This window comes from Entomomonas asaccharolytica, assembly GCF_016653615.1.
Lineage (GTDB): Bacteria > Pseudomonadota > Gammaproteobacteria > Pseudomonadales > Pseudomonadaceae > Entomomonas > Entomomonas asaccharolytica.
In genome coordinates this window covers 591,698-605,103 of sequence record NZ_CP067393.1, presented here as the reverse complement: position 1 = coordinate 605,103, position 13,406 = coordinate 591,698, and the positions used below count along the sequence as shown (strand labels likewise).

The following is a 13,406-nucleotide window of genomic DNA, read 5'->3' as shown; positions in this document are numbered from 1 at the left end:
GACTACGGCCCAACCTAACAAATAATAAAATAGCTGTATTTTTCTATACTTTCGTCGTGTTTACCGCCCTCTTATAAGCCATTTATAGTAATCGCAATGGCACAAAGTTTGCTATTTAAAATAATAATGACTCAATTTTAGAAATATAAAAAGGTGCTTTTATGCGTTTACTAAAAACTTCCCTTGCTGTACTAACGATCTCTGCATTAGGCTTATCTTCCGTAGCCTTAGCTGACTCTGCTACACTCAATAAAATTAAAGAAACTAACACAATATTACTAGGCCATCGCGAATCTTCTGTTCCTTTCTCGTATTATGACAATAATCAAAATGTAATTGGCTATTCACAAGAAATTGAAATGAAAATAGTTAATGCTATTAAAGCTAAACTTAACCTGCCAGACCTAAAAACAAAAATGTTGCCTGTAACCTCTGCAAACCGTATTACTTTGCTCCAAAATGGTTCAATTGATATCGAATGTGGTTCAACTACCCATAATAAAGAACGTGCTCAACAAGTAGGCTTCTCTAATACTATCTTTATTATTGGTACACGTTTAATGACTAAAAACAACTCAGGTATTAAAGACTTTCCTGACCTAGCAGGTAAAAATGTTGTTACTACCGCAGGCACAACTTCAGAGCGTATTCTGCAAAAAATGGATAATGATAAAGACATGAATATGAACATAATTAGTGCCAAAGATCATGGTGAAGCATTCCTTATGTTACAGTCTGGAAGAGCAGTAGCCTTTATGATGGATGATGCATTATTATTCGGTGAAAGAGCTAAAGCTAGAAACCCAGAAGATTGGGTAGTAGTTGGAAAACCACAGTCCTATGAAGCTTATGGTTGCATCGTACGTAAAGACGATCCAGAGTTCAAAGCTATCGCAGATGAAACCATCGCAAAACTGATGACCTCAGGAGAAATTAATACTATTTATGATAAATGGTTTAATAAACCTATTCCACCTAAAAACTTAAATCTTGAATTTCCACTCTCAGAAAAAATGCAGGCTCTCTTCAAAGCACCCAACGATAAACCTTTCGAATAACAAAAATTAAATAGGCTTAGTAACACTACTAAGCCTAACATAATTATTATAAGAGAATTAATCATGACTAATTATAGTTGGAATTGGAGTGTGTTCTTCCAAAGCGTCCCTTCAGGCGATGCTACCTATATTGATTGGATTATTGCAGGCTTAATTGGAACCATCGTACTTTCTATTACAGCATGGATACTTGCACTAATAATGGGCGGTATCATAGGTACCTTACGCACTGTCAAAAATCCTATTATCTCAAGCATTGCTAGCGGCTATATTGAACTATTTAGAGATATCCCTCTTTTGGTGCAATTATTTATCTGGTTTTTTGTTATACCTGAATTTTTACCTCAAACAGCCAGAGATGCTCTGTTTCAAATGCCGCCTCTTTATTCCCAGTTTCTAACTGCTTGGATATGCCTAGGACTATTTACCTCTGCACGTATCGCAGAACAAGTAAGAACAGGTATTCAAGCTGTACCAGATGGACAAACAGCGGCAGGTTTAGCCTTAGGGTTTACCACTTTACAAATATATTTCACCGTTCGAATCCCCCAAGCTATTCGAATTATTATGCCAGCCCTGACCTCAGAGTTTCTAAATATTTTTAAAAACTCCTCTGTAGCCACTACCATTGGCTTTATCGAACTATCTCGACAAGCTCAACAACTAGTTGATTACACTGCACAACCCTATGAAGCCTTTATAGTAATTACAGCCCTATACATGCTCGTCAACATTATCGTTATGTTACTAATGCATAAGCTAGAGAAAAAATTACAAATACCTGGTTATATAACAGGAGACAAATAATGTACGAGTTTGATTGGAATGTAATATACGATGCGCGCCATCTATTATTAAAAGGAATGATAACCACCCTAGAAATTACAGCTGTAGCTATTGTTGCAGGTATTATTTTAGGCACACTATTAGCCTTAGCTCGCCTAAATGACAGCAAAACCTTTCTAGGAAAAAGCATAGCATTACTCGCCAAAAGTTACGTAAACCTGTTTCGCTCTATTCCCCTAATCATGGTACTACTCTGGTTCTACCTGATTGTTCCAGGATTACTACGAAACCTACTAGATGACCCTACATTAGATATCCGCTTTCTTTCTGCACTAATCGGTTTTACCCTATTTGAAGCCGCTTTCTACTCAGAAATTATACGCTCAGGTATTCAAAGTATCTCTAAAGGTCAAATCAATGCTAGCTATGCGCTAGGCTTTACCAAACTACAAACCATGCGAATAGTTGTATTACCCCAAGCTTTTCGCAAAATGATCCCAATCCTACTAACCCAAGCAATTATTCTTTTCCAAGATACCTCACTGGTATATGTCATTGGCTTATCCGACTTCTTTAGCACCGCCTACAAAGTGGGAGATCGTGATGGTAGATTAGTAGAATTAATTCTATTTGCAGGTTTTGTATATTTTATTATTTGTTTTATTGCGTCAAAACTAGTAAGACGCCTAAGTAGAAAAGTGAGACTTTCATGATAACCGTTAACAAAATAAATAAATACTATGGCAGTTTCCACGTACTTAAAGACTGCTCAACAGATGTTAAAAAAGGTGAAGTAGTCGTTATTTGTGGCCCTTCTGGCTCAGGTAAATCAACCTTTATAAAAACGATTAATGCCTTAGAAGAAATACAATCAGGTGAAATAATCATCGATAATATTAAAGTTAATGATCCACAAACCAACCTACCCAAACTTCGCTCCAAAGTTGGTATGGTATTCCAACACTTTGAACTATTTCCCCATATGACCATTATTGATAATCTTATCACCCCACAAATAAAAATACTCAACCGTACCAAACAACAAGCAGTCAACAAAGCAAACACTCTACTTACACGGGTAGGCCTAAAAGATCATGCTCACAAACACCCAAGCCAACTATCAGGTGGTCAACAGCAACGGGTAGCCATTGCCAGAGCTTTATGTATGGATCCTATCTGCATGCTATTTGATGAACCTACTTCCGCCTTAGATCCAGAAATGATTAATGAAGTACTTGATGTAATGGTTGAACTAGCCAAAGAAGGTATGACCATGTTAGTAGTAACCCATGAAATGGGCTTCGCTAAAAAAGTAGCCAATCGAGTTATCTTTATGGATCAAGGACAAATTTTAGAAGACAGCCCCAAAGAACAATTTTTTAATACCCCCTCAACCAATAGAGCAAAACAATTTCTTGAAAATATTCTTTGCCATTAAATAACTATATTGTCCTTCAAGGTAACTTACTACTTGAAGGACAACTCATTAACTCCATATAAATCACAAACGTACAATACAAAAACACTTAACCTTTATAAACTTACAAATAACAAGCAATAAAAAATAAGGTTTATAATGGAAATTTTCATATACGCGTTTGCTATCACCTATACCCCAGGCCCAGTAAATATTACCAGTTTAATAGCTGGCTTAAATAACTACACCAAACAATCTATAAAATTCTGCTTAGGGGTTAGTATAGCCATGTTTATAACATTTATTATTTTAGGCTATTTAGGCGAACTATTTATTACTCCAAAATTACTTCCCTATATTTCTTTAATAGGCAGTTGTTATATCCTCTACTTATCAATCAAAATATTAAAAAACACCATTTCCTTTGATAAAAGTAACTTAACGATTAAGTTAAATTTTTGGAGTGGTTTAATAATGCAATTTCTAAACCCCAAAAATATAACAGCTGTTATCCCTATCACAACCATCATGTTTCCAACATCCAATATTATAGGTATAAAAATTCTAATCGTATCCTTATGCATTTCCCTCTTTGGGGGTGGAGCACCTTTAGCTTATTCAATAATAGGCAGCATTATTAAAAATAAAATAACCAATCATCATTACTTCAGTTTATTTAATAAAATGATGGGTATACTATTATTTATATCAGGTATATTTATGTTCTATGACTTTTACAAATATATTGTCAATTAGGAACTTTAACAAATGAAAAAACAAACATGGATAAAAAGACCTAATACCAGTCACAATATAGAATATATAGAAGCTTTCTTCGCCACTGGTGGCTATAGCCCCCATAGGCACGATACCTATGCGATTGGTATTACATTATCAGGAGTACAAAGTTTTCATTATAGAGGTTCTACCAAACATAGCCTGCCTGGTCATGCTATGATCCTACACCCTGATGAAATACATGACGGTTTTGCTGGTACTGAACTCGGTTTTCAATACCATATGCTCTATATTAAACCAGAACAAATACAACAAATATTAAAAGGCAAACCTTTACCTTTTATTAAGGAAGGAATATCAAAAAATCCTCAACTATTTATGGCTATTTACAACCTTATTAAAGCCATAAATCTTCAAGAAGATTTAGCAATTCAAGACGCACTGTATGATTTAGCCAATATGCTTGATAAATCATCTAGTAAATTCCACACTTCCAACAAAATTATTGACTATAAAAGTGCACTACTCGCCAAAGAATATATGGCCGATAATATGACCAATCCACTAACACTAGATGAAATAGCTCAACAAGTAAATAAAGACAAATGGAGTCTCTCTCGAGACTTTCGCTTACTTTTTGGAACAAGTCCCCATCGCTATATTACGATGAGACGCTTAGAATTTACCAAATCACTACTTATAAAAGGCGAAAGTTTTACAAATAGCGCAATCCATGCAGGTTTCTTTGACCAAAGCCATATGATACGCCACTTTAAAAAAACCTTTGGCTTATCCCCAGCACAATGGCTGAAAATTATTCATAAATAGAAAACTAAATCAAAAAAGAAAGTAATTATAAAAATTAAATAAAATTATTTATACTTAAAATCTGCTTGAAATAATCAAGTAGCATATAAAAGATATTAAATTTTCTTTAAAAGTTATAGCAAATATTCCCAATTACAATCTAGGACATAGACTAATTATTCTAAACATATTTGGCTTTAAACCTTTTATTTTTATTTAAATACCTTCAAATTTTTCAACCATTTCATTATTATTTTTTATATTCATGTATTTAATTATCTGTTGGTTAATTGAAGCTAATTCGATCACTGAGTTTTTATGACCACTTTGTAACAATTCACCAGTTATTAAAGTAAGGATGTATGGGTCTATTACCCTTTGAAATATTAAACTGCCATCTTCATTTGTATACCAACTAATCATCCTAATATTTCTTAATGCTTCATCTTTTGCATATTGAAATTTTGTATACCTAGTAATCACCAATCCTGTGTATATCCCTGTAATTATACTCAATACAATACTAATCAATAATTCATATACCATATTATTTACCTAATCTTTAATAATTTTGATGAAAAATATAATATATTAGCAAATTAATTGTAATAGAATATAAAAAGCCCCCTATCTTTATAAGATCAGGGGGCTTTGATTTAGGAGCTTGAGGATGACCTACTCTCACATGGGGAGACCCCACACTACCATTGGCGATACGTCGTTTCACTACTGAGTTCGAGAAGGATTCAGGTGGTTCCAACGCTCTATTTTCCTCAAGCAATTCTTTATGGTGTAAGTAGTTTGGTTATTTATACTCATCACCTAAATTAGATATGCTTGTTGCAAAGTATTTGATTAATTAACGTTTGTGTCTACTCTTAGCTTCGGCAAACGAACTCATTTGCTCATTTTCAACTTTTACTTTATGTCTTTCTTCGATTCTTAACCAAATAACTTGGGGTTATATAGTCAAGCCTCTCGGGCAATTAGTATTGGTTAGCTCAACGTATCACTACGCTTACACACCCAACCTATCAACGTTGTAGTCTTCAACGGCCCTTTAGGGGATTAAATCCCCAGTGAGATCTCATCTTGAGGCAAGTTTCCCGCTTAGATGCTTTCAGCGGTTATCTCTTCCGAACATAGCTACCCGGCAATGCCACTGGCGTGACAACCGGAACACCAGAGGTTCGTCCACTCCGGTCCTCTCGTACTAGGAGCAGCCCCTCTCAAATCTCAAACGTCCACGGCAGATAGGGACCGAACTGTCTCACGACGTTCTAAACCCAGCTCGCGTACCACTTTAAATGGCGAACAGCCATACCCTTGGGACCGGCTTCAGCCCTAGGATGTGATGAGCCGACATCGAGGTGCCAAACACCGCCGTCGATATGAACTCTTGGGCGGTATCAGCCTGTTATCCCCGGAGTACCTTTTATCCGTTGAGCGATGGCCCTTCCATACAGAACCACCGGATCACTAAGACCTACTTTCGTACCTGCTCGACTTGTCTGTCTCGCAGTCAAGCGCGCTTTTGCCTTTATACTCTTAGCGTGATTTCCGACCACGCCGAGCGCACCTTCGTACTCCTCCGTTACTCTTTAGGAGGAGACCGCCCCAGTCAAACTGCCCACCATACACTGTCCTCAACCCGGATTACGGGCCAGAGTTAGAACCTCAAACATGTCAGGGTGGTATTTCAAGGTCGGCTCCACTTAAACTAGCGTCTAAGCTTCTAAGCCTCCCACCTATCCTACACAAACAGGTTCAAAGTCCAGTGCAAAGCTACAGTAAAGGTTCATGGGGTCTTTCCGTCTAGCCGCGGATACACTGCATCTTCACAGCGATTTCAATTTCACTGAGTCTCGGGTGGAGACAGCGCCGCCATCATTACGCCATTCGTGCAGGTCGGAACTTACCCGACAAGGAATTTCGCTACCTTAGGACCGTTATAGTTACGGCCGCCGTTTACCGGGGCTTCGATCAAGAGCTTCGCCTAAGCTAACCCCATCAATTAACCTTCCGGCACCGGGCAGGCGTCACACCCTATACGTCCACTTTCGTGTTTGCAGAGTGCTGTGTTTTTAATAAACAGTTGCAGCGGCCTGGTATCTTCGACTGGCTTCAGCTCCATTCGCAAGGAACTTCACCTACCACCAGCGCACCTTCTCCCGAAGTTACGGTGCCATTTTGCCTAGTTCCTTCACCCGAGTTCTCTCAAGCGCCTTGGTATTCTCTACCTGACCACCTGTGTCGGTTTGGGGTACGGTTCCTAATAACATAAGTTTAGAAGCTTTTCTTGGAAGCATGGCATCAATCACTCTCCATTTAAAATAAATGAATCGTCATCAGTTCTCAGTAATAATCTCCCGGATTTGCCTAAGAGATCTACCTACAGCCTTTCAAGTGGACAACCAACGCCACTCTGATTTAGCCTACTCCGTCCCTCCATCACTGTTATTAGAAGTATAGGAATATTAACCTATTTCCCATCGACTACGCTTTTCAGCCTCGCCTTAGGGGCCGACTAACCCTGCTTCGATTAACGTATCGCAGGAAACCTTGGTCTTTCGGCGTGGATGTTTTTCACACCCATTGTCGTTACTCATGTCAGCATTCGCACTTGTGATACCTCCAGCCAACTTCTCAATTGACCTTCACAGGCGTACACAACGCTCCTCTACCGCTCATCATAAGATGAACCCGTAGCTTCGGTATTTGGTTTGAGCCCCGTTACATCTTCCGCGCAGGCCGACTCGACTAGTGAGCTATTACGCTTTCTTTAAAGGATGGCTGCTTCTAAGCCAACCTCCTAGCTGTCTATGCCTTCCCACATCGTTTCCCACTTAACCAAAATTTTGGGACCTTAGCTGACGGTCTGGGTTGTTTCCCTTTTCACGACGGACGTTAGCACCCGCCGTGTGTCTCCCATGCTAAAACTTTCTGGTATTCGGAGTTTGCATCGGGTTGGTAAGTCGGGATGACCCCTAGCCGAAACAGTGCTCTACCCCCAGAAGTTATACATGAGGCGCTACCTAAATAGCTTTCGAGGAGAACCAGCTATCTCCAAGCTTGATTAGCCTTTCACTCCGATCCACAGGTCATCCGCTAACTTTTCAACGGTAGTCGGTTCGGTCCTCCAGTCAGTGTTACCTAACCTTCAACCTGCCCATGGATAGATCGCTTGGTTTCGGGTCTATACACAGCAACTAGGCGCCCTATTAAGACTCGCTTTCGCTACGCCTCCCTATTCGGTTAAGCTTGCTACTGTATATAAGTCGCTGACCCATTATACAAAGGTACGCAGTCACGGAACAAGTCCGCTCCCACTGCTTGTACGCATACGGTTTCAGGTTCTATTTCACTCCCCTACTCGGGGTTCTTTTCGCCTTTCCCTCACGGTACTGGTTCACTATCGGTCAGTCAGTAGTATTTAGCCTTGGAGGATGGTCCCCCGTCTTCAGTCAAGGTTTCTCGTGCCCCGACCTACTTTTTGTGTACTTAGATCCACATGTGCATTTTCGTGTACGAGACTATCACTCTCTATGGTTGGCTTTCCCACGCCATTCCACTAATACTCATGCTTCTGAACACTGGCTGCACCCCGTTCGCTCGCCACTACTTGGGGTATCTCGGTTGATTTCTTTTCCTCAGGGTACTTAGATGTTTCAGTTCCCTGGTTCGCTTCTCAGTACCTATGTATTCAGTACTGGATAACTGAGGTTCTCTCAGTTGGGTTTCCCCATTCAGACATTTACGGATCAATGCTTTGTACCCAGCTCCCCGTAACTTTTCGCAGGTATCACGTCTTTCTTCGCCTCTGACTGCCAAGGCATCCACCGTATGCGCTTATTCACTTGACTATATAACCCTAAATTATCTAGTAATCTAATGCTACACAACCAAAGAATCGACATTTGTTTCGCCGAAAATTTGCGCTTGAGTTCGCAATATTTTCACCTCAGCATTAATAATTAGACCAGTAATTATTAATTAATCTTTACTTCTTTGCATATCTAATTTGTTAAAGAACAGTCTAACTTTAAAAGTTAGAAGGTAAGTCTCTTTATTTAAAAGAATTAGCTTCTAGCTTTTTGTTTCGATTAGGTATCTGGTGGAGCCAAGGAGGATCGAACTCCTGACCTCCTGCGTGCAAGGCAGGCGCTCTCCCAGCTGAGCTATGGCCCCTTCATTTGGTGGGTCTGGTAGGACTTGAACCTACGACCCCACGCTTATCAAGCGTGTGCTCTAACCAGCTGAGCTACAGACCCTAATCTGTTAACTTCTCAGGCCTTCGCCCAATTCGTTCTTCGCAATCATAAATCAAGTAATTCGTGTGGGTATTTGTAGTACCAGCTTTCGTTTAAGGAGGTGATCCAGCCGCAGGTTCCCCTACGGCTACCTTGTTACGACTTCACCCCAGTCATGAATCACTCCGTGGTAACCGGCCTCACGAGGTTAGCCTAGCTACTTCTGGAGCAACCCACTCCCATGGTGTGACGGGCGGTGTGTACAAGGCCCGGGAACGTATTCACCGCGACATTCTGATTCGCGATTACTAGCGATTCCGACTTCATGAAGTCGAGTTGCAGACTTCAATCCGGACTACGATTGGTTTTCTGAGATTAGCTCCGCTTCACAGCTTGGCAACCCTCTGTACCAACCATTGTAGCACGTGTGTAGCCCTGGCCGTAAGGGCCATGATGACTTGACGTCATCCCCACCTTCCTCCGGTTTGTCACCGGCAGTCTCCTTAAAGTGCCCACCTTTACGTGCTGGTAACTAAGGATAAGGGTTGCGCTCGTTACGGGACTTAACCCAACATCTCACGACACGAGCTGACGACAGCCATGCAGCACCTGTGTTCCGATTCCCGAAGGCACTCTCGCATCTCTGCAAGATTCCGGACATGTCAAGGCCAGGTAAGGTTCTTCGCGTTGCGTCGAATTAAACCACATGCTCCACCGCTTGTGCGGGCCCCGTCAATTCATTTGAGTTTTAATCTTGCGACCGTACTCCCAGGCGGTCAACTTACTGCGTTAGCTGCGCCACTAAAGCCTCAAGGACTCCAACGGCTAGTTGACATCGTTTACAGCGTGGACTACCAGGGTATCTAATCCTGTTTGCTCCCCACGCTTTCGCACCTCAGTGTCAGTATCAGTCCAGTTAGTCGCCTTCGCCACTGGTGTTCCTTCCTATATCTACGCATTTCACCGCTACACAGGAAATTCCACTAACCTCTACCGTACTCTAGTCAGTCAGTTTTGGATGCAGTTCCCAGGTTGAGCCCGGGGATTTCACATCCAACTTGACAAACCACCTACGCGCGCTTTACGCCCAGTTATTCCGATTAACGCTTGCACCCTTCGTATTACCGCGGCTGCTGGCACGAAGTTAGCCGGTGCTTATTCTGTTGCTAACGTCAAAAGTAGTTCGTTACACTACCCCTTCCTCACAACTTAAAGTGCTTTACAATCCGAAGACCTTCTTCACACACGCGGCATGGCTGGATCAGGGTTGCCCCCATTGTCCAATATTCCCCACTGCTGCCTCCCGTAGGAGTCTGGGCCGTGTCTCAGTCCCAGTGTGGCTGATCATCCTCTCAGACCAGCTACAGATCGTCGCCTTGGTGGGCCTTTACCCCACCAACTAGCTAATCTGATCTAGGCTCATCCATTAGCGGTACAATTAAGCACCTTTCCCCGTAGGGCGTATGCGGTATTAGCGCGAGTTTCCCCGCGTTGTCCCCCTCTAATGGGCAGATTCCTAGACTTTACTCACCCGTCCGCCGCTCGTCAGCATCCCGAAAGACCTGTTACCGCCCGACTTGCATGTGTTAGGCCTGCCGCCAGCGTTCAATCTGAGCCATGATCAAACTCTTCAGTTTTAAATCTTTTGCTTCATAAGAAGCCAAAACGGCTCAGTAATCTAAAAACTCATTCATGACGAGTTATTTATATTACTGATAATTCTTACCAGTACTACAAACACCCACACGATTTACTTGATTTATATTGTTAAAGAACAGTGATAGTTTGGTAACCAACTTTTTGCTTACTGCCTATCGAGGACGCGCATTATACGTCATCACAATATACAGTCAATTACTTTTTTTAACTATTTTTAATTAAATTAACAAACCCTGTATTTGCAAGGCATACAAGATGAGTATTTTTATACATATTTATAATTCTTTTATTCTAAGTTCTTTTGGCATAGAAAAAGTAATATTTTCTAACTGTCCATCCAATTCTATTAGGTTGGTCGCCCCCCAGTTTTGTAGTTGTTGAATAACTTCTTGAACTAGTACTTCTGGAGCCGACGCTCCTGCAGTAATACCAATATTGGTGATACCATTAAACCATGCTTGATTTAAATCTTGCACGCCATCTATTAGGTAAGCTTTAGTGCCCATGCGTTCTGCTAACTCACGTAAACGGTTTGAATTAGAACTATTTGGACTTCCTACCACGAGTACTAGATCACATTCAGCAGCTAATGTTTTTACTGCATCTTGCCGATTTTGAGTGGCATAGCATATATCATTTTTACGGGGCCCTTGAATTTCAGAGAACTTTTCTCGTAATGCATCAATCACTTTAGCCGTATCATCCATAGATAAGGTAGTTTGAGTAACATAGGCTAAAGCTGAGGGATTATTAACTTGTAGTTGTTGTACATCTTGTTCATTTTCTACTAGGTAGATTGCGCCACCTTGTCTGGAATCATACTGCCCCATTGTACCTTCAACTTCTGGATGTCCCGCATGGCCTATAAGGATACATTCTTGCCCTTTTTGGCTGTAGCGTACTACTTCCATATGGACTTTGGTTACTAATGGGCAGGTTGCATCAAAAACTTTTAGCCCTCTATTTTCTGCCTCTTTTCTAACTGCTTTGGAAACACCATGCGCACTAAAAATTACAATATTATCATCAGGAACTTGGTCTAGTTCTTCAACAAATACTGCACCACGGGCTTTTAAATTTTCTACTACAAATTTGTTATGGACTACTTCATGACGAACATAGATGGGCGGTTCGAATAGATCAAGTGCACGATTGACAATTTCAATTGCTCTATCAACACCTGCACAAAAACCACGGGGATTAGCCAACTTAATTTGCATAATACATACTGCCTATATTCTATTCGTCATCAAAATCATACATACCTGCTGCTAAATTTTCAAAGCGGGTATATTTACCTAAAAAGGCTAATCTTACTGTGCCAATAGGGCCATTACGTTGTTTGCCTATAATAATTTCTGCTACACCCTTATGCTCGGTTTCTGGATGATAGACTTCATCTCGATAGATAAACATAATAACGTCAGCATCCTGTTCAATAGCACCAGACTCACGTAAATCGGCATTGACTGGTCTTTTATTAGGACGGCTTTCAAGCGAACGATTTAGCTGTGATAGAGCAATCACAGGACAGTTAAATTCTTTAGCTAACGCTTTTAATGAACGAGAAATTTCAGAAATTTCATTGGTTCTATTTTCACCACCACCATTGCCTAGTTGCATTAATTGCAGGTAATCGACCATAATCAAACCTATTTCGCCATGTTCACGTGCTAGGCGACGAGTTCTTGAACGCATTTCTGAAGGACTAATACCCGCGGTATCATCTATAAATAATTTACATTCATTGAGTAGGTTTATTGCTGAAGTCAAACGAGGCCAATCATCTTCATCTAAACGACCTGTTCTAATTTTACCTTGTTCAATATGCCCCAATGAGGAGAGCATTCTCATGGCTAATGATTCAGCAGGCATTTCCAAAGAGTAAACAAGTACGGCTTTATCTGTTCTTAGGGCAGCATTTTCTATTAGGTTCATGGCAAAGGAAGTTTTCCCCATTGAGGGACGACCCGCCACAATAATAAGGTCAGCGGCTTGTAAACCATTGGTTTTTTTATCTAAATCAGCAAAGCCTGTAGAGATACCTGTTAGTGCATTATTGGAATTAAATAACTCATCTATTCGATCAATGGTCTTAGCAAGAATATTATTAATAACTTCAGGGCCACCTGTCTTGGGTCGACCTTCTGCAATTTGGAAAATCATCCGTTCGGCATCATCAAGTATTTCATCGCCTGTACGCCCTTTAGTAACATAGGCACTATCAGCAATATCATTACTGACGCTAATAAGCTGTCGTAATGTGGCTCGCTCTCTTACAATGTGTGCATAAGCTCTAATATTAGCTACTGACGGGATATTACGAGCCAGTTCTGCTAGATAGGTTAAACCACCTACTTGTTCTAATACACCTTCTTTATCTAGTTGCTCTGATAAGGTAACCACATCAAAGGGTTGATTACGCTCAGCTAGTTTTGCAATCGCCCTAAAAATTAAACGATGATCATGACGATAAAAGTCATTATCTGAAACAACATCTTCAACACGATCCCATGTGTTGTTTTCTAACATTATTCCACCTAACACAGCCTGTTCAGCCTCAATAGAATGAGGAGGCACTTTTAAAGCTGCTATTTCTAAATCATGTTGTTCAGGTGTTATATTTGCCATCTGCGCCTACTTTCAAACCATCAAAAAATAAAAAGCACGTTAACGTAAAAACGCTAACGT

At 40.6% G+C, this 13,406-nt stretch carries 9 protein-coding genes, 2 tRNA genes and 3 rRNA genes; 6 read left to right on the top strand and 8 right to left on the bottom strand.

Features of this window, described 5'->3' with window-relative positions; translation table 11 throughout:
* Window positions 1-161: 161 nt before the first annotated feature.
* From JHT90_RS02715 to JHT90_RS02690, 6 genes are all read left to right on the top strand, one after another.
* Window positions 162-1,058, top strand: coding sequence for a glutamate/aspartate ABC transporter substrate-binding protein (locus JHT90_RS02715; RefSeq protein WP_201093800.1), 897 nt, complete (start codon window positions 162-164; stop codon window positions 1,056-1,058).
* A 63-nt stretch (window positions 1,059-1,121) separates the two neighbouring features.
* Complete coding sequence (locus JHT90_RS02710) at window positions 1,122-1,865, top strand: amino acid ABC transporter permease (protein WP_201093798.1); 744 nt, start codon at window positions 1,122-1,124, stop codon at window positions 1,863-1,865.
* Window positions 1,865-2,557: an ABC transporter permease subunit gene (locus JHT90_RS02705; protein ID WP_201093796.1), complete on the top strand. Its 693-nt coding sequence runs from the start codon at window positions 1,865-1,867 to the stop codon at window positions 2,555-2,557. The genes JHT90_RS02710 and JHT90_RS02705 overlap by 1 nt, the downstream gene beginning before the upstream one ends.
* A complete protein-coding gene (locus JHT90_RS02700) occupies window positions 2,554-3,282 on the top strand; it encodes an amino acid ABC transporter ATP-binding protein (RefSeq protein ID WP_201093794.1) in 729 nt (242 codons plus the stop codon). The genes JHT90_RS02705 and JHT90_RS02700 overlap by 4 nt, the downstream gene beginning before the upstream one ends.
* A 138-nt stretch (window positions 3,283-3,420) precedes the next feature.
* The gene (locus tag JHT90_RS02695) at window positions 3,421-4,017 is read left to right on the top strand and encodes a LysE family translocator (protein WP_201093792.1); all 597 of its coding nucleotides are present in this window, start codon (window positions 3,421-3,423) and stop codon (window positions 4,015-4,017) included.
* A gap of 12 nt (window positions 4,018-4,029) precedes the next feature.
* Window positions 4,030-4,827 carry an AraC family transcriptional regulator gene (locus JHT90_RS02690; protein WP_201093785.1) on the top strand — a complete coding sequence of 266 codons (798 nt, stop codon included), beginning with the start codon at window positions 4,030-4,032 and terminating at the stop codon, window positions 4,825-4,827.
* A 195-nt stretch (window positions 4,828-5,022) separates the two neighbouring features.
* On the opposite strand, the gene JHT90_RS02685 is transcribed toward JHT90_RS02690, so the two are convergent.
* The 8 genes from JHT90_RS02685 to dnaB form a co-directional block, all read right to left on the bottom strand.
* A complete protein-coding gene (locus JHT90_RS02685) occupies window positions 5,023-5,352 on the bottom strand; it encodes a hypothetical protein (protein ID WP_201093784.1) in 330 nt (109 codons plus the stop codon).
* A gap of 116 nt (window positions 5,353-5,468) precedes the next feature.
* A 5S ribosomal RNA gene (gene rrf, locus JHT90_RS02680) occupies window positions 5,469-5,584 on the bottom strand.
* A gap of 187 nt (window positions 5,585-5,771) precedes the next feature.
* A 23S ribosomal RNA gene (locus JHT90_RS02675) occupies window positions 5,772-8,669 on the bottom strand.
* Between the two features lie 249 nt (window positions 8,670-8,918).
* Window positions 8,919-8,994: transfer RNA gene (locus tag JHT90_RS02670), tRNA-Ala, on the bottom strand.
* A gap of 6 nt (window positions 8,995-9,000) precedes the next feature.
* Window positions 9,001-9,077 (bottom strand) — tRNA-Ile (locus tag JHT90_RS02665).
* 93 nt (window positions 9,078-9,170) lie between these two features.
* A 16S ribosomal RNA gene (locus JHT90_RS02660) occupies window positions 9,171-10,693 on the bottom strand.
* The 16S, 23S and 5S rRNA genes sit together here with 2 tRNA genes alongside, the layout of an rRNA operon.
* A 297-nt stretch (window positions 10,694-10,990) precedes the next feature.
* Window positions 10,991-11,935 (bottom strand): 4-hydroxy-3-methylbut-2-enyl diphosphate reductase, encoded by a 945-nt coding sequence (gene ispH / locus JHT90_RS02655; RefSeq protein WP_201093783.1) that lies wholly within the window; start codon window positions 11,933-11,935, stop codon window positions 10,991-10,993.
* A gap of 19 nt (window positions 11,936-11,954) precedes the next feature.
* Window positions 11,955-13,346, bottom strand: a complete 1,392-nt coding sequence (gene dnaB, locus JHT90_RS02650) for a replicative DNA helicase (protein WP_201093782.1) — start codon at window positions 13,344-13,346, stop codon at window positions 11,955-11,957.
* Window positions 13,347-13,406 lie beyond the last annotated feature (60 nt).

Excerpts from the sequence above, each read along its gene's own strand:
- JHT90_RS02700 (WP_201093794.1), top strand. The coding sequence starts at position 2,554 with ATGATAACCGTTAACAAAATAAATAAATACTATGGCAGTTTCCACGTA.
- JHT90_RS02695 (WP_201093792.1), top strand. The coding sequence starts at position 3,421 with ATGGAAATTTTCATATACGCGTTTGCTATCACCTATACCCCAGGCCCA.
- JHT90_RS02710 (WP_201093798.1), top strand. The coding sequence starts at position 1,122 with ATGACTAATTATAGTTGGAATTGGAGTGTGTTCTTCCAAAGCGTCCCT.
- JHT90_RS02685 (WP_201093784.1), bottom strand. The coding sequence starts at position 5,352 with ATGGTATATGAATTATTGATTAGTATTGTATTGAGTATAATTACAGGG.
- dnaB (WP_201093782.1), bottom strand. The coding sequence starts at position 13,346 with ATGGCAAATATAACACCTGAACAACATGATTTAGAAATAGCAGCTTTA.
- JHT90_RS02705 (WP_201093796.1), top strand. The coding sequence starts at position 1,865 with ATGTACGAGTTTGATTGGAATGTAATATACGATGCGCGCCATCTATTA.
- ispH (WP_201093783.1), bottom strand. The coding sequence starts at position 11,935 with ATGCAAATTAAGTTGGCTAATCCCCGTGGTTTTTGTGCAGGTGTTGAT.
- JHT90_RS02690 (WP_201093785.1), top strand. The coding sequence starts at position 4,030 with ATGAAAAAACAAACATGGATAAAAAGACCTAATACCAGTCACAATATA.
- JHT90_RS02715 (WP_201093800.1), top strand. The coding sequence starts at position 162 with ATGCGTTTACTAAAAACTTCCCTTGCTGTACTAACGATCTCTGCATTA.